This window comes from Aster yellows witches'-broom phytoplasma AYWB, assembly GCF_000012225.1.
Taxonomy (GTDB): Bacteria; Bacillota_I; Bacilli_A; order Acholeplasmatales; family Acholeplasmataceae; genus Phytoplasma.
This window is the reverse complement of record NC_007716.1, coordinates 557,163-583,432: the sequence shown is the minus strand read 5'-3', so window position 1 is coordinate 583,432 and position 26,270 is coordinate 557,163. Positions and strand designations below refer to the sequence as shown.

25 protein-coding genes and 5 tRNA genes are annotated in these 26,270 nt (G+C 28.5%); 27 read left to right on the top strand and 3 right to left on the bottom strand.

Annotation, left to right across the window (positions count from 1 at the left end; genetic code table 11):
* Positions 1–562: 562 nt before the first annotated feature.
* Positions 563–1,498: a hypothetical protein gene (locus tag AYWB_RS02780; protein WP_011412841.1), complete on the bottom strand. Its 936-nt coding sequence runs from the start codon at positions 1,496–1,498 to the stop codon at positions 563–565.
* A gap of 225 nt (positions 1,499–1,723) precedes the next feature.
* The gene (locus tag AYWB_RS04070; protein ID WP_187321659.1) at positions 1,724–1,921 is read right to left on the bottom strand and encodes a hypothetical protein; all 198 of its coding nucleotides are present in this window, start codon (positions 1,919–1,921) and stop codon (positions 1,724–1,726) included.
* Positions 1,922–1,940: 19 nt separating this feature from the next.
* Here AYWB_RS04070 and trhA point away from each other — a divergent pair, with 19 nt between their 5' ends.
* From trhA to AYWB_RS02740, 8 genes are all read left to right on the top strand, one after another.
* The gene (gene trhA, locus AYWB_RS02775) at positions 1,941–2,555 is read left to right on the top strand and encodes a PAQR family membrane homeostasis protein TrhA (RefSeq protein WP_238374431.1); all 615 of its coding nucleotides are present in this window, start codon (positions 1,941–1,943) and stop codon (positions 2,553–2,555) included.
* Positions 2,556–2,660: 105 nt separating this feature from the next.
* A complete protein-coding gene (locus tag AYWB_RS02770; RefSeq protein ID WP_011412839.1) occupies positions 2,661–3,893 on the top strand; it encodes an acetate kinase in 1,233 nt (410 codons plus the stop codon).
* A 47-nt stretch (positions 3,894–3,940) separates the two neighbouring features.
* Positions 3,941–4,029: transfer RNA gene (locus tag AYWB_RS02765), tRNA-Ser, on the top strand.
* A 349-nt stretch (positions 4,030–4,378) separates the two neighbouring features.
* Positions 4,379–4,454, top strand: a tRNA-His gene (locus AYWB_RS02760).
* Positions 4,455–4,541: 87 nt separating this feature from the next.
* Positions 4,542–4,616 (top strand) — tRNA-Gln (locus AYWB_RS02755).
* A 50-nt stretch (positions 4,617–4,666) separates the two neighbouring features.
* Positions 4,667–4,748 (top strand) — tRNA-Leu (locus AYWB_RS02750).
* Positions 4,749–4,768: 20 nt separating this feature from the next.
* Positions 4,769–4,843, top strand: a tRNA-Trp gene (locus AYWB_RS02745).
* Positions 4,844–5,191: 348 nt separating this feature from the next.
* The gene (locus tag AYWB_RS02740) at positions 5,192–5,881 is read left to right on the top strand and encodes a hypothetical protein (protein ID WP_011412838.1); all 690 of its coding nucleotides are present in this window, start codon (positions 5,192–5,194) and stop codon (positions 5,879–5,881) included.
* Between the two features lie 122 nt (positions 5,882–6,003).
* Here the strand turns inward: AYWB_RS02740 and AYWB_RS02735 are convergent, their stop codons facing one another.
* Entirely contained in the window at positions 6,004–6,711 is a 708-nt protein-coding gene (locus tag AYWB_RS02735) for a DUF2963 domain-containing protein (protein ID WP_011412837.1), read from the bottom strand.
* Positions 6,712–7,064: 353 nt separating this feature from the next.
* Here AYWB_RS02735 and AYWB_RS02730 point away from each other — a divergent pair, with 353 nt between their 5' ends.
* The 19 genes from AYWB_RS02730 to AYWB_RS02640 all read left to right on the top strand — a co-directional run bounded on the left by AYWB_RS02730 (position 7,065) and on the right by AYWB_RS02640 (position 26,239).
* Entirely contained in the window at positions 7,065–7,718 is a 654-nt protein-coding gene (locus tag AYWB_RS02730; RefSeq protein WP_238374405.1) for a S26 family signal peptidase, read from the top strand.
* Positions 7,719–7,802: 84 nt separating this feature from the next.
* Entirely contained in the window at positions 7,803–8,441 is a 639-nt protein-coding gene (locus AYWB_RS02725) for a uracil-DNA glycosylase (RefSeq protein ID WP_011412835.1), read from the top strand.
* A 159-nt stretch (positions 8,442–8,600) separates the two neighbouring features.
* Positions 8,601–9,053 carry a dUTP diphosphatase gene (gene dut, locus AYWB_RS02720; protein ID WP_041639907.1) on the top strand — a complete coding sequence of 151 codons (453 nt, stop codon included), beginning with the start codon at positions 8,601–8,603 and terminating at the stop codon, positions 9,051–9,053.
* A gap of 491 nt (positions 9,054–9,544) precedes the next feature.
* Complete coding sequence (gene rpsB, locus AYWB_RS02715; protein ID WP_011412833.1) at positions 9,545–10,354, top strand: 30S ribosomal protein S2; 810 nt, start codon at positions 9,545–9,547, stop codon at positions 10,352–10,354.
* Positions 10,355–10,456: 102 nt separating this feature from the next.
* Positions 10,457–11,281 (top strand): translation elongation factor Ts, encoded by an 825-nt coding sequence (tsf, locus tag AYWB_RS02710; RefSeq protein ID WP_011412832.1) that lies wholly within the window; start codon positions 10,457–10,459, stop codon positions 11,279–11,281.
* Positions 11,282–11,371: 90 nt separating this feature from the next.
* Entirely contained in the window at positions 11,372–12,097 is a 726-nt protein-coding gene (gene pyrH, locus AYWB_RS02705) for a UMP kinase (protein ID WP_011412831.1), read from the top strand.
* Between the two features lie 2 nt (positions 12,098–12,099).
* Entirely contained in the window at positions 12,100–12,654 is a 555-nt protein-coding gene (gene frr, locus AYWB_RS02700; protein WP_011412830.1) for a ribosome recycling factor, read from the top strand.
* Between the two features lie 72 nt (positions 12,655–12,726).
* A complete protein-coding gene (locus AYWB_RS02695; RefSeq protein WP_041639903.1) occupies positions 12,727–13,626 on the top strand; it encodes a phosphatidate cytidylyltransferase in 900 nt (299 codons plus the stop codon).
* A 260-nt stretch (positions 13,627–13,886) separates the two neighbouring features.
* Positions 13,887–14,711 (top strand): triose-phosphate isomerase, encoded by an 825-nt coding sequence (tpiA, locus tag AYWB_RS02690; protein WP_011412828.1) that lies wholly within the window; start codon positions 13,887–13,889, stop codon positions 14,709–14,711.
* A gap of 136 nt (positions 14,712–14,847) precedes the next feature.
* Positions 14,848–15,645, top strand: coding sequence for an HAD-IIB family hydrolase (locus AYWB_RS02685; RefSeq protein ID WP_011412827.1), 798 nt, complete (start codon positions 14,848–14,850; stop codon positions 15,643–15,645).
* Between the two features lie 262 nt (positions 15,646–15,907).
* The gene (gene fba / locus AYWB_RS02680) at positions 15,908–16,774 is read left to right on the top strand and encodes a class II fructose-1,6-bisphosphate aldolase (protein ID WP_011412826.1); all 867 of its coding nucleotides are present in this window, start codon (positions 15,908–15,910) and stop codon (positions 16,772–16,774) included.
* 710 nt (positions 16,775–17,484) lie between these two features.
* Positions 17,485–18,681, top strand: coding sequence for a phosphoglycerate kinase (locus AYWB_RS02675; protein ID WP_011412825.1), 1,197 nt, complete (start codon positions 17,485–17,487; stop codon positions 18,679–18,681).
* 137 nt (positions 18,682–18,818) lie between these two features.
* Positions 18,819–19,826 carry a type I glyceraldehyde-3-phosphate dehydrogenase gene (gap, locus tag AYWB_RS02670; RefSeq protein ID WP_011412824.1) on the top strand — a complete coding sequence of 336 codons (1,008 nt, stop codon included), beginning with the start codon at positions 18,819–18,821 and terminating at the stop codon, positions 19,824–19,826.
* 287 nt (positions 19,827–20,113) lie between these two features.
* A complete protein-coding gene (locus tag AYWB_RS02665; RefSeq protein ID WP_011412823.1) occupies positions 20,114–20,794 on the top strand; it encodes a hypothetical protein in 681 nt (226 codons plus the stop codon).
* Between the two features lie 92 nt (positions 20,795–20,886).
* Complete coding sequence (locus AYWB_RS02660) at positions 20,887–21,546, top strand: hypothetical protein (protein ID WP_011412822.1); 660 nt, start codon at positions 20,887–20,889, stop codon at positions 21,544–21,546.
* A 97-nt stretch (positions 21,547–21,643) separates the two neighbouring features.
* Positions 21,644–23,347: a M3 family oligoendopeptidase gene (locus AYWB_RS02655; protein ID WP_011412821.1), complete on the top strand. Its 1,704-nt coding sequence runs from the start codon at positions 21,644–21,646 to the stop codon at positions 23,345–23,347.
* A gap of 184 nt (positions 23,348–23,531) precedes the next feature.
* A complete protein-coding gene (locus tag AYWB_RS02650) occupies positions 23,532–24,347 on the top strand; it encodes an ATP-binding cassette domain-containing protein (protein ID WP_041639900.1) in 816 nt (271 codons plus the stop codon).
* Positions 24,323–25,183, top strand: a complete 861-nt coding sequence (locus tag AYWB_RS02645; protein WP_011412819.1) for an ATP-binding cassette domain-containing protein — start codon at positions 24,323–24,325, stop codon at positions 25,181–25,183. The genes AYWB_RS02650 and AYWB_RS02645 overlap by 25 nt, the downstream gene beginning before the upstream one ends.
* A 12-nt stretch (positions 25,184–25,195) precedes the next feature.
* Entirely contained in the window at positions 25,196–26,239 is a 1,044-nt protein-coding gene (locus AYWB_RS02640) for an energy-coupling factor transporter transmembrane component T (protein ID WP_083755013.1), read from the top strand.
* The last annotated feature ends 31 nt before the right edge of the window (positions 26,240–26,270 follow it).

Genomic DNA, 26,270 nt, shown 5'->3' with positions numbered 1-26,270 from the left:
TTGGAGTTTTTGTGATAAAATATTAGTTTTTTGATTTTGCAAATGATTAATAATGAATTTTGTCTCCTTTTTATGATTAAAAATATTTAAAATATATCCAAAATGTAAATGATGCAATATATTAAAAATAATTACAAAATATTTAAAAGTTATTTGAAAAGTTGTAAAATATTTTTATAAAGACAAAAAAAGTAAAAAAATATGGTAAAGACAAAATTTTGCCTAAAAGATTAAAATAAAAGCTTAAATGCAAAAATACGGTATTAAAAAACTAGCTTATTTTATTAACTAAAAATAATTTATTAATAAAAATAAAACGAAGAAAAAAGGAAATATTCATGTTAAAAAACAAGCCAAAGAACAAAAAATTAGAAGAATGTTGAAAAAAGTTAATATTGATAAATTAAAAATTGTGATTTTGAAAAATTGTAGTAAAAAACTTATTTTGAAGTTAAAAATCAGATTCTTTTTGTCAATCCTCAAGTTAAAGCTATTGTAGAACAAATTTTGGAAGAATTGAAGAAAAAAATGTATAAAAAAAATCATTAGTTATTTATGAAAATTATATATTTAATTTATCAGATTCATTTATAATTTCTAATATAGTTGTTTTTATAAGGTTTTCTAATTCTTGCATATCTTTTTGAAATATGGTAGTTATATTGACATTTTGAGATATTTTTTGAGATATTTTTTGGAGAGTTTGGAATTTTGTTCTCAATTCCATTAAATTAAAAGATTGTTTCCTTAATTTTTTTATTAAAATATTTTGTTCTGGATCAGATTCAAGTTTGGCATTTGAATTAGCCATCAAATTTTGTTTTATAAAATCTTTAATTTCTGTGATTTTGCATTTGCCTGTATTCATATCAATTACAATTTTATTTTTTTCAAGTGGTGTTAGTGGTTTTTTTAATATTTGATCTATATCATTAATATAGGTTTGTAATTTATCAAAAATATTTGTTGCCGTTTGTTGCCATTTATTTATGTTATGCAATAATTGGTCTTGAAAAGTTAATATAAGAGTGGGATTTGGTTTTTCTTTTTTCCAAAAAATATGAATTTTATTGTTTTGATTTTGCTTTAAGGCATCTAAAAGATTATTTTGAGTTTGATATGATGTAATTTTTTCATCATTAAAGTTTAAAAAAATAGCAAAAATTTTGTTTTGGATAGCATCAGTAATTTTTTGATTTGCATTATTTTTAGAAAGCATATGATAATTATAAGCAAAAACTTCTTGGTTCCAATCAGGGTTTATTTTTCTAAATTCTTTTTTTAAATTTTCTAAATTAGGATTTAGACCTAAATAATGTTCAATAATATTTGTCTTGTGAGTGGTTTTGATTTCAGGAAGGGGTTGGCTTAATTTTGCCTTAGGGGCGGATTTATTTTTTTGATTAATAAAAATAATTGCAGATAACAAAATCATTAGTGCGATAATAAATGTTATAATTATTAAATACTTGTAGTATTTAGTTTGAATAGATTTCATTAAAAATATTCCTTTTCTATGGAAACTCAGTTTCCTTAAATATTATAACCTTATTTGCTGACCATACATTATTATATTTTGAAGCATGTTGTGAAACTCCATATATTTGTCTTTTGTCAATTTACCAAATTTAGTTTAACAACTACTTTTATGTGATAGAATATATAAGAATTAGTTTTTATTACAATTTAATCTAATTTATAAATTATTTAATAAAATGAATTATTATTTTTTAAATGTTTCCTTATTTTCCTTATTTTCCTTATTTTCCTTATTTTCCTTATTTTTTCTTATAATTTGTATAATTTCTAAACTTTTTATAATTTCATTAATTGCTGCATATTCCAAGCAAGAAGGGAGTTTTATTCTGAAATGTTCTACTAAACCAAGTGATAAACAAACTTTGGGTGAAGAAATTGCCAACGCCATTTCCCATGGTTTAATGATTCCTTTAGGATTTTTTATTCTTGTTTGTTTTTGTCTTAAAACCTCTTCAATGTCAAATCCTAACGGTTATATTGTGCTTGTTTTTAGCATATCGATGATTATTCTTTATTTGATGAGTACTTTGTATCATTCTTTATCCTTTACCAAAGCTCATAATTTTTTTCAAAAGACAGATCATATTAGTATTTATTTATTAATTTGGGGAACTTTTACCCCTATTTTGTTACTTTTGCCAGAATTACAAAAACCCTTATTTGCTTTAGCAAGTGTGCCAATTTCCAAAGGACAATTCTTTTTTGTTTGCCAATGTATTTTAGTTTTTTCAGGTATCATATGCAAAGTTTTTTGGATGAATAAAGGAAAAATTATTCATTTAATCTTTTATGCTTTGCTTGGTTGGAGTGGGCTTTTGTTAGTGCCTGCAATGTGGGAAACCAATATTTTTTATTTCGTTTTACTTGGTGGTGTTTTTTACAGTTTAGGCATCTATTTTTATATTAAAGATAATAAAAAATATTTTCATTTTATTTGGCATCTTTTTGTTATTGCAGGAACTTGTTTTCATGCTTGGGGAATATATTGTTTGCTTGAAATTTTACCAAAAAATTAATAAAAAATAAATCAAATAACAAATAATTAAAACAAACTCAACCAAAAAAAATAATATATAAACAAAAAAATAAATTATTATACATCAAAAATCGGAGAAAAATATATGAAAATTATGTCGGTAAATTCTGGTAGTTCTTCTTTAAAATTTCAATTATTAGAAATGCCACAACAAGAAGTAATTGTTTCAGTTTTATTTGAAAGAATTGGCAGCAATCAAGCTGTTTTAACAATGAAGACCAAAGACAAAAAAGACAAACAAGTATTAGAAGTGCCAAACCATCAAACAGCGGTAGAGTTATTGCTAGATGCTTTGATTCAAAAAAAAGTTATTAATGCTTTGGAAGAAATAGAAGGAGTAGGGCACCGCGTAGTTCAAGGTGGAGAAATATTTAGTGATTCTGCCGTTTTAACTGAAAAAACCCTTGCTCAAATTGAAAGTTTATGCGACCTAGCACCCTTACACAATCCCGCAAACATAATAAGTATTAAAGCTTTTCAAAAAGTACTTCCTCAAACTTTTCAAGTAGCTGTTTTTGATACTACTTTTCACCAAAGCATGCCCGCAGTTAATTTTTTATATGCCACTCCTTATTACTGGTACCAAAAATACCAAATTAGAAAATACGGAGCTCATGGTACATCTTATAAATACGTAACTGAGCAAATGCAACAAATTTTGGCTAAAGACAACGCCAAAATCATTATTTGTCATGCTGGCAACGGCGTTTCTTTGTGTGCAGTGGATTCTGGTAAATCAGTTGATACTTCTATGGGTTTCACTCCCTTAGAAGGGGTTCCTATGGGAACTCGTAGTGGAAATATTGATCCTGCAGTAGTGAAATTTATATCTGAAAAAGAAAACAAAACTGTTGCTTGTGTTATCGATGATTTGAATAAAAAATCAGGTTATTTAGGAGTATCAGGTATTTCTAATGACACTCGTGATATTTTGGCAAGCATTAAAGAAGGCAACCAGCAAGCTATTTTATCACACGACATCCAAGTTAAGCGCATAGTTGATTATATTGCTAGTTATTACGTATTATTAAAAGGAATTGATGCTTTAGTATTTACAGCTGGTATTGGCGAAAATTCTTCTTTTTTTCGTTCCGAAATTATTAAACGTTTATCAGTTTTAGGAATTAAGTTAGACGAAGAAAAAAACAAAGTTAAAGGCAAACAAGAACTTATTACAACTCCTGATTCTACCATTAAAGCTTTTGTCATTCCTACCAACGAAGAACTTGCTATTGCTCAAGATGTTTTGCGTTTAAAACAAAACAAAACTAACCAATATAAAGACGATCAGCAAGAATGCTTTTGCTTTTGCGGCTAATAATTAAATCATAAATCTAATTAAACTTTTATAGTTTTTGGATTTTTGGAGGAATACTCAAGTGGACGAAGAGGCACGCTTGGAAAGCGTGTAGATCTAAAAAGATGCGAGGGTTCGAATCCCTCTTCCTCCGCCAAATAAAATTAGCTATTTTTTGTTAGTTTTCGAAGTCATTTTCATTTTGATAAAAATAATTTCCATAATTTAATCTCTCATATTATTTTTTAAGAACTTGTTGTTGGGAATATATTTTGGGAATTTCTTTTTAAACTTTTTTGGACTTATCCTTTTTTTCTTTTGCTTCTTTTTGGATACATATTTTTTATCTCAATTTATACCCTAAAAACTTTTTTAAACATTTTCACAAAAAATATTGACTAAAAAAATTTATAAAAACAACTCACTTAACTTTTTTTACTTTACAAATTAACAAAATCAAGGTATAATATTTTATGTTATTGAATTTTAATTATTAAAATTATTTGGCGGTTATGGCGAAGTGGTTAACGCGGCGGCTTGTGGCGCCGATATGCGTGGGTTCGATTCCCACTAGCCGCCCCAGAATATATTACACAAAATATAAAAATACAAAAAAAATATTATAAACATTATTTAATAATAAAATATCCAGATTATAAATTTATATTGAGGCCCATAGCCAAGTGGTAAGGCAACGGACTTTGACTCCGTGATTCGTTGGTTCAAATCCAGCTGGGTCTGCCATTTTATAACTGTTTATTAGTTATTAACGAACGAAAATAACAAATGTAAAAGCGGGTGTGGCGGAATGGAAGACGCACTAGACTTAGGATCTAGCGCTTAGGCTTGCAGGTTCAAATCCTGTCACCCGTACCATACAACCTACTTACAAATTAAGGGATATGATGTCAACGGTAGCATAACGGTCTCCAAAACCGCTCGTTCGGGTTCGAATCCTGATATCCCTGCCAAAATTAAATTACCCCAAGAAAAATATTTTAATAAAGTAAAAAAAGTGTTTATCAGAAAAGCTTAATTGATGTTTTTATTTTATTAAAATATTTTAAAACGCATTTTTTCAATCATTTTACCCTTTAAATCTCAAAAAAACTTATTTATCTTTTCTAAAATTCCAAGAAAACAACTTTATCTCAAAAAACCACCAAAATTAATTGACAATTGTTTCTTTTTTTGATTAAATAAAGGTGTAGATATAAAGTTTTATGATAAAATAAATATAAGCCATATTTAAGTTTTTTATGAAGCTAACAAATAAAGTATAAAAGTTTTACAGAAGCTTTTATTAGGAGGTTGGTTTTTTGAGATTTGAAGAATTGGCAACTTGGGTTTCCAATAACCATTGGATTTGGGTTGTTGGAGCTGTTTTGTTCCCTGTACTGATATTTCTTTTAGTAAAATTAGTAATTAAAACGCTAATTTTCATTTATGTTATCAATTTTCGCATTGCAGCTTTCTTTAGTCCTTCTAAATCGTTTAAAGAGAGCAAAAACAACAATAATAAAAACGAACAACCTCAAATTCCCAATGTTTTAATTAATAACAAAGACTTTGATTCTAATTGTCTAATTAATTTAAAATTAATGGAGATGATGGACAAAAAAGATAATAACCGTTCGCAAACTGATCTTTTAGAATTAAAGCATAAAATGCTTGAAACTTATTTTAATCAAAAGATCTTTGAATTAGAAATGAAACAAAAAATCAAAGAATTAGAAGAAAAACAAGAGCAATCCAAAGCTGATACCATCCCTAATAATGCCCAAACTTTTAACTCACAAAAGAATTTTTGGGATAAAATTCCAGAAACTTTGAAACAAGTTTTAGAAAAATTAAATAACATTGAAGAAATGCAGTTCGAAATTTTACAAGATTACACTAAAAAAACTTATTATAGTTATGATGATAGAGTTTTGTACGTTCATCCAGAAGACTTTTTACACATTAATAAAGCTTTAGGACATAAAAAACAACAACAATTAAAAAATTAAATAAAATATTAGGATGAAAGCATGCAAAAGCTCCTTTTGCATGCTTTTTCTTTTTGTTATTTCGAAAAACTACCTTTTTAAACTAGTCTTGCTTTTGCCTTTAAACATTTTTCCCAACAATTCTAATTGTCATTGTTTTCTATGACATCGCCACTATTAGGATCATAATTATAAATATCTTTAACATTATTTTTGCTCTGATATTTGTATTTTTCGCACCAAATTCTTATTTCTGTTTTGGGGTCGTATTTATTTATATAATCGATATTTCCATTAGGAAAATACTTTGTATGTTTAATTTTATTTTGGGTTTGAGGGTCATATTCTAAAATATATTCTATTTTGCCATTTTGACTATTATGATGAGTTTCTTTTATGATATTTCCACCTTTAGCATCGCATTCATACATATATAAAATATTTGATGTTCCTTCTGCGAAACTTATTTCTTTAATTAAATTTTGCGTATGTGGATCGTATTCTTTAATATTTATGATATTTCCATCATTGCCAAAGACAGTTTGTCTTATTTTATTGGCAGTTTGCAAATCATATTCTATGATATACCAAACACACCCTTCTTCTTCATTAAATGCTGTGAGTTTAATTTTTTGATTTGTTTTGCTATCGTAATCCAAAATATGGTCAATGTTTCCATCCATGTTATAGATTTTTTCTTGAATAACATCCACATTATGATTAGGTTCGTTTTTTGTTGGGCTTATATTATCAATATTGTCAAAAGATTTAAAAATCAGCACCACTAACAACAATAATACAAAAGTAGTTGTAATAGTTGCAAATCTATATCTTAATTTTGTAATTTTCATATTTTTTAATTTATTATTGCGAAATTCTTATATGGAATGTAATTTATCTTTCAATTCATTGTGAGAATAATCATTATTTTATAATAAGCTTTTGATTATATATAGTATTATCAATATTATTATAACATTAATTTTATAATAATAATATTTTTTTTAGCACTTATAATTGTTTTATCAAAAAAAAACTTGTTCTGTGCTATAATTAATTTGTATAGTTTAAAATAATTCATAGTTAATAAATAAAAAAGGAAAATAATTCATTATTATGATAATTATTTATGTTCAAAAATAAAACAAAAATTCAACCACAAAGTCAAAAAACGAAATACTTTTTTTTAATTTTTAAAAAAAGTATGATTATTATTTTAGATTTTTTTCTAATCTATCTCTTTATTGCTTCTTTGGGTAATGTTTTTTTTCCTGCATATTCAGCCAAATATCTAGGTATTGCTCATTTTCCTGTTGCTTCTGGCAGCATGGAGCCTTTTATACATGGTCCTGGAGATGAAGTTTTTATTATAGGTGTTTGGGATGCTTCCAAACTTATGCCTGTTGGCGGGAAACAAATTACCAAAAATCCCATAACCAAACCTTATAAAGTAGGCATAAATAATCCAAAAGACGGCGATATTGTAATTTTCGAACACCCTCATTATAATAATCCTAATGTTTCTGAAGAAGAAAGACAAGATGCCAAAGAAAAGCGTTTTATTATTCATAGAGTTGTTTCTAATGATCCAAATAAAAAATTAATTGGTACTTGGGGTGATGCAAATGAACCCCAACTTCCATACGAAAAAGAAATTCCTTATGACAAAATTGTAGGAAAATATATTTTTAAACACCGTTATATTTTTTCATTCATCAGAAATTTATTTGATTATATTCGTTCTTTCTTTGTTTTTTTATTCCAACGCCCCTTATATTTGTTTTTAATAATCGTTTATTTAATGATTATGGCGTATCTCTTATATGCTTTAATGAAAGAACTAAAAGCAGCCAAATAATTACAAAATACAATCAAATAAAGCCAAATTATACAATAATAGAACAATAATTTTGATAATAACAAAACAAAAGGTAAACAATTAATGTGGCAAATCATTAATAATCAAAAAACCAAACCTTATTTTAAAAAAATATTTACTTTTTTGCAAGAAGAAAAAACCAATCACAAAATTATTTATCCCAATCAAGAAGATATTTTTGCAGCTTTTAATTTAACTCCTTTTGAAAAAGTGAAAGTAGTTATTTTGGGGCAAGATCCTTATCATCGCAAAAATCAAGCTCACGGTTTGTCTTTTAGTGTAAAAACACTCCAAAAACCACCTAGTTTATCCAATATTTTTAAAGAATTAAAAAATGATTTACAAATTGCTGCTTGCACCAATAATTTAACTAAATGGGCACTAGAAGGCGTTTTGATGATTAATGCTATTTTGACTGTTGAAAAAGATAAACCCTTAAGTCATCATCAAATTGGTTGGCAAGAATTTACCAAAACTATTTTTCAAGCTTTGCAAGCTAAACCGCATATAGTTTATGTTTTGTGGGGCAAATTTGCTCAAAAATACGAACAATACATTTGTCAATCCCGAAATTGCATAATTAAAAGTCCCCATCCTTCCCCTTTTTCCGCTCATAGAGGTTTTTTTGGATCTAAACCCTTTTCTCGAACCAATACTTATTTGCAAACTTGTGGAATTAAAGCTGTTGATTGGAATCTTTAACTTTTTTATAATATTTAAACTCATTTTTTGATATTTTTATCACCCTTTTTTAATTATTTTTTGTCTCTCGTTTTTATTACTTTTATTTTGTGATTTGTATTTATTAATTTAGAAATGAAATTACTAACTACCCCCAAAAGAAAGCCAAGGTTTAATTTTATGAATAAAACAAACCGTTTTTTTGAAAAAGTAAGCAGTTATCAAAATCAAGGAATCAATCTTCCCCAACGTCAAACCAAATTCAGCGCTGGTTATGATTTTGAAGCATCCCAAAGCATTGAAATTCCACCGCAAACAGTCATTTTGGTTCCCACAGGAATTAAAGCATATTTTCCTTGTAACGAAGTTTTATTAATTTATGTAAGGTCTTCTTTGCCATTAAAAAAACAACTTACCCTTGCCAACGGCGTGGGAGTAGTCGATAGTGATTATTATAATAATTTGCAAAATGAAGGTCATATTTTTATTGCTTTGTATAATTTTTCTAAAAGCCCAGTTCAAGTTTTCAAAGGTGAAAGAATTGCACAAGGAATTTTTCAAACCTTTTTCCAAATTACCCAAGAAAAAGAAAATAATTTTTACAGAAAAGGCGGTTTTGGTAGCACAAAGTAACAAAATTGCACTCCATTCAACAAAAACATTGTTAAATGGTTTTAAATATGATAAAATATGTTAGGAAAAAAGTTATTTATTTTCATCATTTTAAAAACATTTTATTTTTTGTTCTTATTTTTTTAATTCATTTGTTTGTTTGTTGCTGTTTTTGTTACCAGGAAAACCATTTTGCCCGTCAATTTTAATTATTTAATTTTTTTTAGTTATTATATTTATGATTTATAAATTTATATAATTATCACATAATTATTCAAAACGTCAATTTTTCTTCCCAAAAAAAATTTTCAAAAAAAGCTTTTATTTAATCATAAGGGATGTATAAATGCATTGCTCAAATATTTTATAACACAATTAAAAAATGTATTAAATAGTTAAAATGAAAAAGCCCAAACACAAACAAAGTTATCATTTATTTATTTTTAATCACAATTCATTACAATATTTCAGAAAATATATCAATCAAAATAAAAAGGAGTTTTTTAATAATAATGGCAGTAGTTACAACAAAACAATTATTAGAATCAGGAGTATATTTTGGTCATGCTACTCGCAAATGGAATCCCAAAATGAAACCCTACATTTTTACTTCTAGAAATGGCATTCATATCATCAACTTGAAAAAAACTTCAGAAGAAATTGAAAAAGCTTATCAAGAATTGCTAAACATCATTACTTCAGGCGGAAAAGCTTTATTTTTAGGCACCAAAAAACAAATTCAATCATCGATTAGAGAAGAAGCACAACGTTCACAACAATACTACGTGGATCATCGTTGGTTAGGCGGCACGCTAACTAATTTCAAAACTATTTTAAAAAGAATCGAATTACTTCATTTGCTCCACAAACAAGAAGAAGAAGGACTTTGGAAAAAACTTCCTAAAAAAGAAGTAGTGAAATTAAAGCGCAAAAGAGACAAATTAGAAAAATTCTTAGGTGGCATCAAAGACATGAAAAACTTGCCTCAAGCTATTTTTATTTTTGACCCAGAAAAAGAAAGCATCGCAGTTGCCGAAGCGCGAAAATTAGGAATCAAAGTTTTTGGGATTGTAGACACTAACTGTGACCCTGATTTAGTGGACTACATTATTCCTGCTAATGATGATGCTATTAGAGGAGTGAAATTAATTATTTGGTTAATGGCTAATGCTTGTGTTCAAGGCAATGGTGGTGTTGCTGAAAAAGCAGAAACTTTTGATGCCAAAAACCCATTAAAACCTCAAAATTACAACACCCTTAACAAACGTCCTTACCAAGATTCACCAAGAAAACCATCTTACCAAAATCAAAATCAAAGATAATTAAATTTTTTTGGTCCTTAACTAACCAATACACAATTTTTTTATTTTTACAATTTATAATTAAAAGTAATCAAATTATTAAAATTTAGAATGGAGCAATAAATGAAAATTACAGCCGAAATGATTAAGGATTTGCGTCAAAAAACGCATGCTGGAATGAATGAATGTCACAAAGCTTTACAACAAACTGAAGGCAACATTGAAAAAGCCATTGTTTTTTTAAGAGAAAAAGGCATCATTAAAGCAGCTCAAAAACAAGGACGCGTAACTTCTGAAGGCATCACTAATATTGTTTTTGCTGGCAATAATGCTTTTTTATATGAAATCAATTCTGAGACTGATTTTGTTTCTAAAAACGAACATTTTCAACAATTAGTAAAAATGCTTGGAGAAATTATTTTAAAAAAACAATTATCTAACGTTAAAGACCTTTTAGCCTTTAATTATCAAAATAAAACAGTTCAAGAATTATTGTTCGAAAAAACCTCAGTTTTGGGCGAAAATATCACTCTTAAACGTGTTTTAAAAGTTACTAAAAAGCCTCAAGAATCTTTTGGAATTTACAAACACCAAGGTGGACGTATTTCTGTTTTGGTAGTTTTAAAAAACGACTGCCCTTCTGTATCAGAAGACATAGCGATGCATATAGCTGCTTCCAAACCACAATTTTTAACTCCTGACAAAGTAGACCCTACATTTTTAGCAGAAGAAAAAAAGATTTTACACAAACAAGCTGCCAAAGAATTATCAGACAAACCAGCACAAATGATAGAAAAAATTATTGAAAATCGTTTAGGCAAAATGTTAAAAGACATGTGTTTATCAGAACAACCTTTTGTCAAAAATGCAGATCAAAAAGTAAAAGATTACCTTAAAGCCAACAATACTGATGTAGTTTATTATGTTCGTTGGGAAATGGGTAACTAATAATTCAAAAATACTTTATTTCATACTTCATTTAACAAACTCAAATTTAGACTCTTTTAAAGATGTTTCGGATGTTTATGAAGAAAGGGTTTGTGGATGCATAAAAAAATTCTTTTAAAATTAAGTGGTGAATCTCTTAAAGGCGACTCTTCATACGGCATTGATCCTCGCACTATTAAAAAAATTGCTTGGGAAATCAAAGAAATAAAAGACTTAGGAGTCAAAATTGCTATCATTGTAGGAGCAGGCAATCTTTGGCGTGGGCGCACTGGTGAAGAACTTGGTATGGATCGTTCTCAGGCAGATTATATGGGAATGCTTGGAACTATCATGAATTCTTTAGCTTTGCAAGATGCCTTAGAACAAACAAACACCATCACACGCGTGATGACCGCCTTTCCTGTTTCTTCGGTAGCTGAACCCTATATTCGCCGCAAAGCTATTCGTCATTTGGAAAAAGATAGAGTAGTTATTTTAGGTGCAGGAGCTGGTTCTCCTTATTTTTCCACCGATACTGCTGCTGCCCTAAGAGCTGCCGAACTAAACATCGATGTTATTTTAATGGCTAAAAACAATATTGAAGGTGTTTACAATAAAGATCCCAAAAAATACCAAGATGCCGTTTTAATCAAACACATAAAACACCAACAAATTTTATCTCAAAGACTGGCAGTTATGGATATTACAGCCGCTTCTCTTTGTTTAGAAAATAATATCGATATTTTAGTTTTTAATATGTTAAAAAAAGGTAACATCAAAAAAGTTGTACTCAAAGAAGGCAACATAGGTACTGTTATTAGTTCAAAAGGAGAATAAATATGCAACAATTTGCCAAAGATATTCTTGCGTCTTTAGAAATTAAAATGACTCAAGCCCAAGAATTAATGTTAAAAAACTTTTGTGATATTCGCACTGGAACTGCTAATCCTAATATTTTAGATAAAATTACTGTTAATTATTATGGAGCGACCACTTTTTTAAAAACGTTAGCCTCTATTAGTGTTTCTGAAGGTAACCAAATCAACATCAAACCTTACGATAGCAATTTAATTCCTAATATTAAAAAAGTTCTTTTGGCGTCTAATCTAGGAATCACTCCTCAAACTGATGGTGTAGTTGTAAGGCTTGTCTTCCCCAAACCAACCGAAGAGAGAAGAAAAGCTTTAATGAAAGAAGTAGAGCAACTATCAGAAAAAACCAAAGTAGCTATCAGAAACGTTCGTCGCGAAGGCAACGACAAAATCAAAAAAGTTGAACTTACTAAAGATTTAGAAACTTTTTATTTAAATCAAATTCAAACATTAACTGATAAAAATATTAAACTTATTGACAAACAAACTGCCACTAAAAACATTGAATTATCAAAAGCTTAAAATGATTTTGTTTTTAAAATATAATAATTTCACCCAATTTTTACCTTTTGCTTTAAAAAAATGGAGGTTTATATGATAAAAAAGAGAATAATAACAGGGGGGACCTTAGTTTTATTTTCTTTTTTCTTTTATTATTGCGCTCCTTTAGAAATCAAATTTTTAGTTTTTGCCAGTTTAGTAATAAAAGCAGTCCAAGAAATGTTTTTTATACTCAACCACCCCAAAGACACCCAAAAACAAACCTTTATTAAATTTGGTTTAGTTGCCACTTCTACTTTATTATTTTTTACAGGCGTTTGTTTGATTTTGTATCAAAATATTTGTCAAAATAATAAATTAAGAAATGATTTTTTGCTACCTTTCAAAAGTTTTTTATCATATTTAAAACAACCGTTATTTAATTATTATTTTTTCCTCCTTTTATTTTTACCTTTTTTGTTAGTTTTAATAATGCTAGTTTTTTTACCCTTTTTGCAAACTAAAGATGTAAGCAAAACCTTTCTTATCACTTTTTATATAGGTTTTTTGATGGCTTGTCTTTTTTCTTTATTTTTCCTACATTGGCATTATTTTTTTTTGTTTGTTTTATCAGTTATGTTCACTGATTCTTTTGCTTTTTTAGCGCGTTTCCCGTGTTTTTGTCCATTTTTAGGAACAAGTTCCCTAGCCCCTCACCTAAGTCCTAAAAAAACTCAAAAAGGTGCTATTTTAGGCACTTTCGGTTCTACTATAACAGTTTTGATTGTCTTTTTATTTCTTAAATGTGACTCTTGTATTAGATTCTCCATTTATACTTTTTTAATTTCAATTATTTCTCAAATCAGCGATTTGTTAGCTTCCAAATTTAAAAGAGATTATGGCATCAAAGACTTTGGAAGTTTCCTTCCGGGTCATGGTGGTTTTTTAGATAGATTTGATTCTTGGCTTTTGAGTTCTTTTTTTGCTCTCATACTCTTTAATTTACCTTTTTAAGTAAATCTAAACTACCATATTTATTTATATTTTTTAAACATTTAATCTTTTTGCCTTTGCCTTGTTATGATATAATTTTATTTGTAAATGTTAATATAAAATAATAAATCTTTTCGTATTTTTCTTTCTCTTTATCACAAATTTTAATTCAATATTTTATTTTTTTAATAATTTCTACTTCAAAAAATATTGATTTAAAAAATTAGTTTAAATTTTTCTAATCATCTATTTTTTGCAAAAAAATATTAAAGGAGTAATTTATGAATTACAAACCAAGAACAAAAGTGATTGCAGGTAATTGGAAAATGCACAAATGCAAAGACGAAGCTCTGGAATTTATCCAAAAAGTAAGTTTGCAAGTTCCTGATCAAACCCAAGTCCAAACTCTAATTTTCCCCCAACTTACCTTATTAGATCCCTTAGTACAATTACAAGGCGCCAATTTACAAGTAGGGGCTCAAAATATGTTTTATGAAACCGAAGGCGCTTTTACTGGTGAAGTTTCACCGCAAAATTTGCTTTCACTAGGTGTCAAACACGTTTTATTAGGACACAGCGAAAGAAGAACTCTTTTTGGAGAAACTGATCAAACAGTTAATCTAAAACTTTTATCGGCTCTCAAACACAAATTAGTTCCTACTGTTTGTGTGGGTGAATCACTTCTTACTAAGGAAAACAACCAAACTCAAATGTTTTTAGACCAACAATTAACCAACATTTTTGCAGGCGTTCCAGAAGAAGCATTAAAAAACATGATCATCGCTTATGAACCGGTTTGGGCAATTGGTACAGGCAAAAGCGCAAATCCCCAAGATGCTAACAAAACCATTGAACAAATCCGAGAAAAAGTCACTGCACTTTATTCTTTCCAAGCATCTTGTGCAATTAGAATTATTTATGGCGGTTCGTTGTCTGTTGCCAATATTAAATCTATTTTAGAACAACCCGCTATTGATGGTATTTTAGCAGGAAAAGCTTCCCTCCAAACCGAGGATTTTTTATTTTTTGCTCAAATAGCAAGCAAACAAGTCTTAGTTTCCACTAAAGATATTTTTCAAAAAAATGATTGTCCTTTTTGTTACTAATGATTTGGTAAATGTTTTTATTTAAATTTGCTACAATTAATTAATCCTCCTTTTTTTCTAATTGTTTTTTCTTTCATTTTTTGCATTTCATCATTTTTTGTTTTTTTCAAATACGTTAGGATAATAGGAGTTTCAAATGAAACAAAAAAAAGAATCTTTATTTATTTTTGATATTGATGGCACCCTTTTAAGTTCTAAATATAAAAAAATCTTTCCTCAAACGATCAAAGCCATCCAAACTTTATCCCAAAACCCTGATAATGTTTTAGCAGTTGCCACAGGAAGAAACATTAAAAGAATAGATGTTTTAGGTGATTTGCTACCTTATTTCAAACATTTTGTGTTTTTTAACGGCGGTCTTACTAAATATTTTGATAAAGTAATTGATGATAGACCTTTTAAAAAAGAAGTAGTTAAAGAACTAATTGAAAAAGCCCATCAAGCCAACATTCACATAGGTCTTACAGGAATGACACAAGAAATTGTGCCAAGTCCACAAGACTTAATTCCGCCTTCATTAGGAGAGCTTTATTGCACCAATAAAAAATCTGTAGTTGACCCTGAATTCCATTTGCACAACAATGTTTATCAAGTGTGGCTATTCGAACCCAACAAAGAAAAATTGCAAAATTTTCTTAAAGATTTGAAAGACTTGCAAAAGTATTATTGGAGAACTAATGGTGGTGTTGATTTAGTTCCTCAAAGCGTGAATAAAACTTGTGGTATTAAAAAATTAAAAGAGCTTTACTGCAATCATCAATTAGTTTGCGTAGGAGACGGCTATAATGATGTTGAAATGCTTAAATTAGCTGATTTAGGCATCGGATTGGAAAACACCAATTGCCAAGAAATAAAAGATAATTGTAATCTTTTGGCTCCTCATATCGACGATGATAAATTCTATGATTTTTTAAAACTACATCATTTAGTTTAATTTTTTCTTTTGGATTTTAATTTAAAAACAGCATACATTTTTGCTGGCTTTTATAATTTTTATATTTTTCTTCTCTGTTTTGTGATTTTAAAAACGTTAATTTGCATTCTTTTTGACAATAATAATAATATTTTTTTGCACTTATACCTTAAAAAACTTTTCTAAATTCCTAAATTATTTTTTTATTCAAAAAATCCAATTAACAAACCTCATTAATTACAATTTAGATGCAAATCTAAAACCAAAGAAAGGATTAAGTTAAATGTTAACTTCCGATAAAAATGTTCTTTTAAAAGCACATCAACAAGAATACGCTATAGCTCAAGTAAATATTAACAATTTAGAATGGACCAAAGCTGCTTTACAAACTGCCGAAGAACTAAAATCACCTGTTATTTTAGGAGTATCCGAAGGAGCTGCAAAATATATGGGAGGACTTAAAACAGTCGTTGCAATGGTAAGAGAACTAGACGCCTTTTATAATGTCTCTGTTCCTGTTATTTTGCATTTAGATCACGGCTCTTATGAAGCCGCCAAACAAGCAATGGAGGCAGGTTTCACTTCTGTTATGTTTGATGGCAGTCATTATGATTTTGCCCAAAATTTAAGCAAAACCAAAGAAATCACTGAAATATGTCACCAAAAAGGACTTTTAATAGAAGCAGAAGTTGGGGGCATCGGTGGTGAAGAAGATGGCATTATTGGTAAAGGAGAAATTGCAGATCCTCAAGAATGCAAACAAATTGCTGATTTAGGTGTTGATATGCTTGCTGCTGGAATTGGCAATGTGCACGGTAAATATCCTGATAATTGGACAGGACTTGATTTTAGTGTTTTTGCAACAATTAGAGCACTTACTAAAAAACAAATGCCCCTAGTGCTGCACGGAGGAACTGGCATTCCTGAAGACATGATTAAAAAAGCTATTTCTTTGGGAGTAGCAAAAATCAACGTCAATACCGAATTTCAATTAGTTTTTGCCCGAGCCACTAGACAATACATCGAAGAAAAAAAAGATTTAACAGACAAAGGCTTTGATCCGCGCAAGTTATTAAATCCCGGTTTTTTAGCTATTAAAGAATTAATGAGGCATAAATTAGCTCTTTTTGGTTCAATCAACAAAGCCTAATTATTTAATATTAATAATTTCTAATTTTAAATAACTTCCTTAAAAAAATATAGTTACCATTAAAAAAAACTTCCTTTTTTATATTTTATAGAAGAAAGGTCCAAAATATGGTAAGTTCTAATACAAATATGAACACCAACAATACTATAGTTATTGTTTTATTAGCAATTAAAACACTTGTAACTATTATTTGTTGGTATTTTAGCTTTGTGCAGTTATTTTAAAGGAAAAAACGAAACCAAACTTTTTGTTTTATTAAGAGTGGTTAATTAAAGATGTTAAAATTAGGTTAACTGAATACGATAATTTCAAATTAAAAGAAAAATCTTCTTTATAAATTCAATTTATTGTTGAAAGAATTAATGATTTTGAAAAGCAACGGTTAATGAGAGGCGAAATGTTTTTTTTAACTTTTGTAATATGAGTTTTTACCAATCGCAAATAAAACCTTATAGAAGGTGAACTTGATCAATGCTTGGAAGAACTAAATGTCATTAAAGACGAATTGCCATAATCAACAATCGAAAAAATTAAAAAACATAAACACTAAAATAATAATCAATAATTTAAAAATTATTATTACTCTAAACATTTGATAAAATAAAAAAAATTTATAATAAAAATGACACAATCAAAACTAACTATTTACTAATTTATATTAAAAATAACTTAAAAATAATTAATATTTATTAAGTGAAAGGCATAAATGCATGACAAAATCCTTAACTAATATGAACATTACAAATAAAAAAGTTTTATTACGAGCAGACCTAAATGTTCCTTTAGAAAACGGCGTTATCACAGATGACAACAGAATTAAGGCTATTTTACCCACTTTACAATATTTGGTTAAGCAAAAAACTAAAGTTATTATTTTTTCTCATTTGGGACGTGTAAAAACTGAAGCTGATAAAGTCCATTTTAGCTTGCAAGTGGTAGCTGAAAAAATTGCTTTTCATTTGCAACAAAAAGTAAAGTTTGTTCCAGAAACCCAAGGAAAAATCTTAAATCAAGCTGTTTGCAAGATGCTTCCAGGGGATGTGTTAGTAGTACAAAACACTCGTTTTGAAGATGTTCCTTTCAAAAAAGAAAGTAAAAACGACCCCGAATTAGGCAAATATTGGGCATCTTTAGGTGATATTTTTGTCAATGATGCTTTTGGAACATGCCACCGCACCCATGCTTCTAATGTAGGCATTGCAACATATATCAAAGAAAAATGTTTTGGTTTTTTGGTCGAAAAAGAAATATCTTTTTTAAAAAAAATTGTACAAACTCCTCAAAGACCTTTGGTTGCTGTTTTGGGTGGCTCCAAAGTATCTGACAAAATTGGAGTTATTCGCAGCCTTTTGCAAAAAGTTGATGTTCTTTTGATAGGTGGAGGAATGAGCTATACTTGTCTTAAAGCCAAAGGTTTTAACATAGGTACTAGTTTGCTAGAAGCAGACAAAATCCCTTTAGTAAAAGAATTATTAGCTTCTCCAGAAGTCAAAAAAATCGTTTTACCTAAAGATTTTGTTTGTGGAAAAGAATTTTCGCCAACAACACAAGTAGCTGTTTATAGTTATGATAATATTCCTGATGATGTAATGGGACTTGATATTGGACCTAAAACAATTGAACTTTTCACAACTCATTTACAAACGGCTCAAACGGTTGTTTGGAATGGTCCTGTAGGAGTGTTTGAATTTGAACAATTTTCTAAAGGAACCAAAGCTTTAGCCCAAACAATAAGTAATCTTTCACCCAATAAAACTACTATTATTGGTGGCGGCGATAGTGCTGCTTCAGTCTTTAAATACGGTCTAGATCAAAATTTCAGCCATATTTCTACTGGTGGGGGCGCTTTTTTAGAATTTTTAGAAGGTAAACCAATGCCGGGGCTTTCATGCATTGAAAAACTGTAATCACAACCCCCCCTATTTTTATTTTATTTTTCAATCATTTTTTAAAATTACTAAATATTACAAACATCACAAAAAATAAATAGATCCATTATTTACATTAAAAAAATATAAAAAAAGAAAAAGAGGTTTAATTAATTATGAAAGTTAAAGTAGCAATTAATGGTTTTGGGCGTATCGGTAAATTAGCATTTCGTCTTGTTTTTGGAAATCCTAAATTTGAAGTAGTAGCTATTAATGATTTAGCAACTTTAGAAACTATTTCTTATTTATTAAAATACGACAGCATTCAAAAACCTTACAAATTAGACGCTGTTAGTTTTGAAGACAACTATTTAGTAGTTGAAGGACAAAAAATTCCTGTATTTCGAGAAAAAAACCCTCAATGTTTACCTTGGAAAAAACTAGGAGTAGATATTGTTTTAGAATGTACAGGTTTTTTTACTAGCAAAGAAAAAGCATCTTTTCATTTAGAAGCTGGAGCTAAAAAAGTGTTAATTAGTGCTCCTGCTATTGGGGATGTAAAAACAGTTGTTTACAATGTTAATGATCAAATCCTAACCAAAGAAGACGCCATTGTAAGTGGGGCTTCGTGTACTACTAACTGTTTGGCGCCTGTTGTTAAAGTCTTAAATGATAATTTTGGCATCAACCAAGCTTTTATGACTACTGTTCACAGTTACACCAGCGACCAAAGTTTAATTGATCAAAACCATCCCAAAGGCATTTGGACACGTCGTGGTAGAGCTGCAGCCTTTAATATGGTGCCAAGTTCTACTGGAGCTGCCAAAGCTATTAGTTTAGTTATTCCTGAATTAAAAGGAAAACTGGATGGTACAGCAATTAGAGTTCCTACAATTACAGGGTCTTTAGTTGACATTACCGCAGAACTTATCCAAGAAACTACTCCAGAAACCATCAATGCAGCTTTTAAAAAAGCTGCTAATGAAACTTTAGCCTACATTACAGATCCTATTGTTTCCTCGGATGTTATTGGAACAAGTTATGGTTCTTTATATGATTCTCACACTTTGCAAGTCCTCAAAGAAAAACCTAAATTTATTAAATTAATATCTTGGTATGACAATGAAATGAGTTATGTTAGTCAATTAGTAAGATTGCTTCACAAAGTAGCAACTTTAGTTTAATAATTTTTAGAATCTATCTTTTTTATAAATAAAACTCCTTAGACCATTTTTTGAAAGTGGTCTACTTTCTTTATTTTCTCCTTTGCGACCATTATAAAATATTGCTATCACCTTATTATTAATTAAATTTATTATCAATATCTTTTATTAATAATTTTCTATTGGCGGCGATCATCCCCATTCTTTATTTCTCCGTTTCCGCCCCTTATTTTATTTTTTTACCTCAATTATTACTTTACTTGATGAAAAGTAATTTTGATATTTTTTTAGAAAGAAATTAATCTCATATGCTAAAAACCAATAACAAAGCAACAAAAGTTTTCTTTTCTCCCTTGCAAAAACACATTATTGCTTCTACTTTGTTAGGATTAACAATTGTGTTAGAATTTGCCTATGATAAGTTAGGTATTGCCAAAATGGGAGCAAATATAGGTTCTTTTATTAAAGTTTCTCTCCTTCCCTTAATTTTAATTGGTTTTTTATTGGGAAAAAAACATAGCTTTCTTTTTTGTTCTCTTTATGCTTTGTTTCACCTATTTAAAGCTATTTTTTTAAGTGAATCAAACAACATTTTAGCTTATATGCAAGACCAAAAAATGCCTCCCTTACAACAAATTGCAGTTTTGCTTTTAGATTATCTTTTAGTTGATTTATCTTATAGTCTTTCTTTTGTTTTTTACACCCCTAATTTAAAATATTTTGATAATTATAAAAGAATTTTACTTAATTTATTAATAGTCTTTACCTTTGTTTTTGCTTTTAAATGTTTAGCTTCTTATTTTATTTGGTTGCCCCTTATTACAAATAAACAAAATTATTTCCCCTTTTTAGCTCCATTAAACTACAACCCTATTATTTGGTGTTTGTGTTATAATTTAATCCCTGTTTTTAATACTTTTTCCTTTATTTTTATTTTTTTGTTTTTCTTAAATCCTAGAATTAAAACCTACCTTAACTATTATAGATAATTTTAGCCCCCTCTTTTTTTTATCAATGTTGTCAAAGAACATTTTATTAATATAAATAATAAAATTACATACACAAAGAAAAGAGAAAAACTATGAATAATAATTTTAATCGCAATCAAAAACTTTTAAGACAAATCATCCTCACTTCTTATCTAACTTCTTTATCAATTATTTTAACTAAAGTTTTTTATACATTTGGTAATCAAACAACTACTTTTACAACTATACCAGGGTTAAAGATTTTTAGAATCCATACGGATTTTCTTGTATATGTGCGCTTTTTGCCTTTAATTGTAATGTCTTTTTATGTTCCTTGGTATCTTTCTTGCATTGGGGCTTCTTTGGCAGAGGCTATCGGTTTTTATTTAATGCCCAAAACTCAAAGTTTTGGATTTGAACCTTTTGCCAATCTTTCTTGTGTTATTTGCTTTGCTTTGTTGACTGGTTTATTGTTGCAAAAAAAAGACTATTTTTTAAAATTTTATTTAGTAATTACCCTTGTTTCTGGATTGTATCAAGTATGTAATTGGTTTAATGTATTAAAATATCGTTTAAAAATAGATCTTTTTAAAAAAACAACTTGGCAAGTTAAAACTCCAATGAAAACAATTTTGATTGAAATGCTCAAAGTAGATTTGTTTATTAGATTATCATTAGTGTTTGTGACTTCCTTTTTTGTAGTTATCCTTTTAAAGGAGCTGTTTAAAAGATTGCAATTTTTAGCGGATACTTATGAATTCGATAAGAAATAATCAAATTTATTAATTTATAATTAAAATATAGTTATTCGACAATAAAATTTTTTTCAAATCAAAATAAATAAAAATTAAAAAATAGGATTAAACCAAAGTGAAATTTCAAGATTTTGAATATCAAAGAGTTGATATTAATCAAACCAAACAAACTATTTTGTATATGATAGAGTCTTTTTTGGATGTTTCCTTACCAGAACAAATTAAAATTATTAACCGTCTTAATTCATTAATGGACGACATCAATTCCATGTTTACTTTGGCAGAAATTAGGCATAGCCTAGATGTAAAAGATACTTTTTATCAAGAAGAAAAACATTTTTGTGACCAAAATGCTCCTTTGATAACCGAATTGCAACATCAATTTAGTCAAACTATGATAAAAAGTAAATATTATGACGCCTTAGTTCAAGAATTTGGTTCCTTGTTATTTGATCAAACCAAACTATTTTTAAAAACATTTGACCCCAAAATTATTCCTTATTTAAAAGAAGAAAATGCTTTAACAACCAAATATCAAAAATTAATTTCTGATTTTTCTGTTTCTTTTGAAGGTAAAATTTATAATTTAAGTCAAATGTCTCCTTTTTTGGAATCATCCCAAAGGCAAACTAGAAAAAACGCCCAATTAGCTGTTTCGCATTTTTTTGCTAAAAACGAAAAAGAATACGATCTTATTTATGACCATTTAGTGAAAACGCGTACTAAGATGGCTCAAATATTGGGATATTCCAACTTTGTTGCCTTAGGTTATGATCTTTTAGGACGAACTGATTACGATGCTAACCAAATTGCAGATTATCGTACCAACATTTTAAAACATGTTTTGCCGTTTTATACCATGACTCAAAAACGTAAATCCAAACATTTAGGCATTGCTAAATTGGAAAGCTATGACAAAAGTTTTAATTTTGTAAGTGGCAATCCCAAACCTCAAGGAGGAGTTGTTTTTCAATTATCCCAAACACAAAAAATGTATCATGCAATGTCTCTCCAAACCAAAATATTTTTTGATTTTCTCTTAGAAAAAAACTTATTAGATCTAGATAGTAAACCCAACAAAACAGGCGGTGGATACTGCACTTATCTTCCTAAATATAACGCTCCTTTTGTTTTTGCTAATTTTAATGGCACAAGCCATGATGTAGAAGTTTTGACTCATGAAATAGGGCATGCCTTCCAAGTTTATCAAAGCCGTCATTTAATTCCTGAATATCGTTGGCCTACTTTAGAAGCAGCTGAAATTAGTTCTATGGGAATGGAATTTTTAGCTTATCCGTGGGTAAAAGATTTTTTTGCTCAAGATGTAGACAAATATCAATTTCTACATTTATATCAATCCCTTAATTTTTTACTTTATGGTGCTTTAGTGGATCATTTTCAACATGAAGTTTATCAAAATCCTCAAATGACTGTCGCCCAAAGAAAAGAATGTTGGCGAAATTTGGAAAAAGAATATTTGTTGTTAGAAACTTATGAAGGCGACCCTTTTTTAGAAAAAGGTACTTTTTGGTTTCGCCAAAGCCACATTTTTTCTACTCCTTTCTACTACATTGACTATACTTTAGCCCAAATTTGTGCTTTAGAAATTTGGCTTTTAAGTCAACAAGATTATTCCCATACTTGGCAAAAGTACTTAAAATTATGTCAATTAGGCGGTTCACAAACTTTTTTAAACCTTTTAAAAACTACAGGACTTACTAATCCTTTTGAACCCAATCATTTAAAAAACATCGTTTCTTTTGTAACTTGTTATTTGCAAAAAATTGATGATACTAAATTTAATTACTCCATTTTATAAAAATTTTTCCACCTTTTCATAAAAACTCAATCTTATTTTTTATTTTATATTGTGATTTACGATTCGTTGCAAAAGTGGTTTTCTTTTTTTCAAATTTATAACTACTCAAAATAAATCAACTATTTCAAAAATGCCCCTTCACAACTATCAAACATTCAAACAAAGAAAGAAAAAATTTAAAGTTATGATATCTATTCAAAATTTAACTTTTTATTATGGTTGCAATCCTATTCTCAAAGATATTAATTTAACCATTCAAAATAATTCTTGGGTTTCTATTGTTGGTCATAATGGCTCGGGAAAATCTACTTTAGCCAAAATTTTATTAGGACTGCTGGCTTTTAACAAAGGACAAATTGTAATTGACAATATCGTTTTAAATGAAAAAAATTTGCCTATTTTGCGACCTAAAATAGGTATTGTTTTCCAAAATCCTGATTATCAGTTTACAGGACTTACTGTAAGAGAAGATATTGCGTTTGGATTGGAAAATTATAATGTTTGTAGAGAAGAAATTATAGCCAAAGTTTTGAAATATGCAAAAATGGTAAAAATAGATGATTTATTAGATAAAAACGTGAATCAACTTTCAGGAGGACAAAAACAACGTGTAACAATTGCCTCCATTTTAGCTATGGAACCTGAAATTATTATCTTTGATGAAGCAACTTCTTTTTTAGATCCTCAAGGTGCTTTGGAAGTGCAAAAAATTATTCAAACCATTAAAAATAAAATTTTGATTACCATTACTCATGATTTAGATTTTGCCTCTAAAAGTGATGAAATTATTGTTCTTTATCAAGGAAAATTAATTACCCAAAGACCACCTAAAAACCTTTTGCAAGACCCTTTATTTTTGCAACAATATAAATTAACCCCCCCTTTATCATTGCAGCTTTACTATGAAATTTTAAAAGACAGCACCACCAAAAAAATTAAAAATAATCAAATGTTAGAAAATTTAAAGGATATTTTATGGCAATACAATTTGAAAAAGTAAGCTTTTATTATAATAAAAAAATCCAGCCCACCCAAACAAAAGCTGCCGCTTTATCTGATATTAATTTAAAAATTAATTCTCAAAATGAATTTATTGCTTTAGTGGGGAAAACCGGCTCAGGCAAATCGACTTTAGTGCAATTAATGAATGCTTTGCTTACCACAAATATAGGAAAAGTAACAGCTTACGGCACTACCATAACTTCTAAAACCAAAAAAGAGCTATTAGTTCCTTTGCGCCAAAAATTAGGCTTAGTTTTCCAATTCCCTGAATATCAATTATTTGAAACAACTGTTTTAAAAGATGTAATGTTTGGAGCTGAAGTTTTTTTAAATAACAAACAACAAGCCCAAAAACAAGCTCTCAAAACTTTAGAACAAATCAACATTCCTCCTGCTTTACATCAAAAATCTCCCTTTCAAATTAGCGATGGGCAACAAAGAAAAGTAGCTATTGCAGGTATTTTAGCCATGCAGCCTGATATTTTAATCCTTGATGAACCTACACGTGGTCTTGATTTGGAAAGTAGTTCTGATATTATGGAATTTTTACAAATTTTGCATCAAACATTTCACAAAACCATTATCATTATTACTCATGATATGAATTTGGTTGCCCAATATGCAAAACGTGTTTTGGTTTTGTCTCAAGGAAAATTGCTTTTTGATGGTACAAAAGAAAATTTTTTTGAACACTCCCACTTTGAGCAATTTAACTTAGATATTCCTGATACTTTTAAAATTTTAAAACATTTAAATCAAACTTTAGGAATTCCTTTTAAAGCACACTATTGTTTTATCACCCTTGCTCAATATTTAAAAGAATTTTATTGCTAAAAGGTATTATTGATGAAAAATAATGATTTTACAAATAATAATTTATCCCGCGCCCCTTTATCGCGTTGTTTTTTGTACCAACTCCATCCTTCTATCAAAATTCTTGCTTTTATGCTGTTGTTAGTTTTTATTTTAAAACTGCCTATTAATGTTGATCATATCGCCCAAAAGCAAGCTTTTATTTTTGCAAATCCCAAATACATTACTTTATTTTATCTTTTTTTTATGTTAGCTTTAATGAGCCTTTGTTTCTTTTTTGGAGTAACTTGGAGTTATTTTTGGCAAAGAATTAAACATTTAAGATTTGTTTTTGTTATTTCTTTGTTAATAAATTTAGTTCCTTTGGAAACCGTTTCTTGTGATGCTTTTATGCAAGCTTCCATCCCTATTTTAAGTTATACCATCAATTCTTTTTGGTTGTTTGTAATATGTATTTTATTGTATAATTTCACTAAAAAATATACCCCTTTTAAATTATCTTATTTGTTATTTTTATTTTTTTGTGTCTTTGTTATTCCTTCATATTTTCCTTCTAATATACAAAATATTTTGGGATGCGAACCTAAAAAATATATATTGCAAACGACTTCTTTTCTAAGAATTTGTTTTATTATGACAAGATTGTTTTTAATTGTTATGTTGTTTTTTTTATTCAATAAAATAACTTCTTTTATTGAAATTCAAGATGGTCTAGATATTATTTTATCTCCTTTAAAAAAACTCAAAATTTCTACTGAAACTTTTACTTTGATGCTTTCTTTAATTTTTATGGCTAATTCTTTTTTATTGCAAGAAACCAATAAAATTTTAAAAGCTCAGACAGCAAGAGGCATGGATTTGCACAAAAAAAATATTTTTAAAAGAATTAATCATCTTTTAGCCTTGTTGGTTCCTATTTTTGTGTTGGTTTTTAAAAGATCTTTGGTGCTTTCCAACGCTATGGAAGTAAGAGGTTATGTTTTGGGAGCTGCTCGCACTAAAATGATTACTTATCGTTTGAAAATAATTGATTTTATAACCATAAGTACTATTTTTGCTCTATTGTTTATCAAATAAATTTGTAAATGATTTTATAAATACTTTTGTT

Coding starts and splice junctions, on each gene's coding strand:
- AYWB_RS02780 (WP_011412841.1), bottom strand. CDS start 1,498: ATGAAATCTATTCAAACTAAATACTACAAGTATTTAATAATTATAACA.
- trhA (WP_238374431.1), top strand. CDS start 1,941: ATGATTCCTTTAGGATTTTTTATTCTTGTTTGTTTTTGTCTTAAAACC.
- AYWB_RS02770 (WP_011412839.1), top strand. CDS start 2,661: ATGAAAATTATGTCGGTAAATTCTGGTAGTTCTTCTTTAAAATTTCAA.
- AYWB_RS02735 (WP_011412837.1), bottom strand. CDS start 6,711: ATGAAAATTACAAAATTAAGATATAGATTTGCAACTATTACAACTACT.
- AYWB_RS02730 (WP_238374405.1), top strand. CDS start 7,065: ATGATTATTATTTTAGATTTTTTTCTAATCTATCTCTTTATTGCTTCT.
- AYWB_RS02725 (WP_011412835.1), top strand. CDS start 7,803: ATGTGGCAAATCATTAATAATCAAAAAACCAAACCTTATTTTAAAAAA.
- dut (WP_041639907.1), top strand. CDS start 8,601: ATGAATAAAACAAACCGTTTTTTTGAAAAAGTAAGCAGTTATCAAAAT.
- rpsB (WP_011412833.1), top strand. CDS start 9,545: ATGGCAGTAGTTACAACAAAACAATTATTAGAATCAGGAGTATATTTT.
- tsf (WP_011412832.1), top strand. CDS start 10,457: ATGAAAATTACAGCCGAAATGATTAAGGATTTGCGTCAAAAAACGCAT.
- frr (WP_011412830.1), top strand. CDS start 12,100: ATGCAACAATTTGCCAAAGATATTCTTGCGTCTTTAGAAATTAAAATG.
- AYWB_RS02695 (WP_041639903.1), top strand. CDS start 12,727: ATGATAAAAAAGAGAATAATAACAGGGGGGACCTTAGTTTTATTTTCT.
- tpiA (WP_011412828.1), top strand. CDS start 13,887: ATGAATTACAAACCAAGAACAAAAGTGATTGCAGGTAATTGGAAAATG.
- AYWB_RS02685 (WP_011412827.1), top strand. CDS start 14,848: ATGAAACAAAAAAAAGAATCTTTATTTATTTTTGATATTGATGGCACC.
- fba (WP_011412826.1), top strand. CDS start 15,908: ATGTTAACTTCCGATAAAAATGTTCTTTTAAAAGCACATCAACAAGAA.
- AYWB_RS02675 (WP_011412825.1), top strand. CDS start 17,485: ATGACAAAATCCTTAACTAATATGAACATTACAAATAAAAAAGTTTTA.
- gap (WP_011412824.1), top strand. CDS start 18,819: ATGAAAGTTAAAGTAGCAATTAATGGTTTTGGGCGTATCGGTAAATTA.
- AYWB_RS02665 (WP_011412823.1), top strand. CDS start 20,114: ATGCTAAAAACCAATAACAAAGCAACAAAAGTTTTCTTTTCTCCCTTG.
- AYWB_RS02660 (WP_011412822.1), top strand. CDS start 20,887: ATGAATAATAATTTTAATCGCAATCAAAAACTTTTAAGACAAATCATC.
- AYWB_RS02650 (WP_041639900.1), top strand. CDS start 23,532: ATGATATCTATTCAAAATTTAACTTTTTATTATGGTTGCAATCCTATT.
- AYWB_RS02645 (WP_011412819.1), top strand. CDS start 24,323: ATGGCAATACAATTTGAAAAAGTAAGCTTTTATTATAATAAAAAAATC.
- AYWB_RS02640 (WP_083755013.1), top strand. CDS start 25,196: ATGAAAAATAATGATTTTACAAATAATAATTTATCCCGCGCCCCTTTA.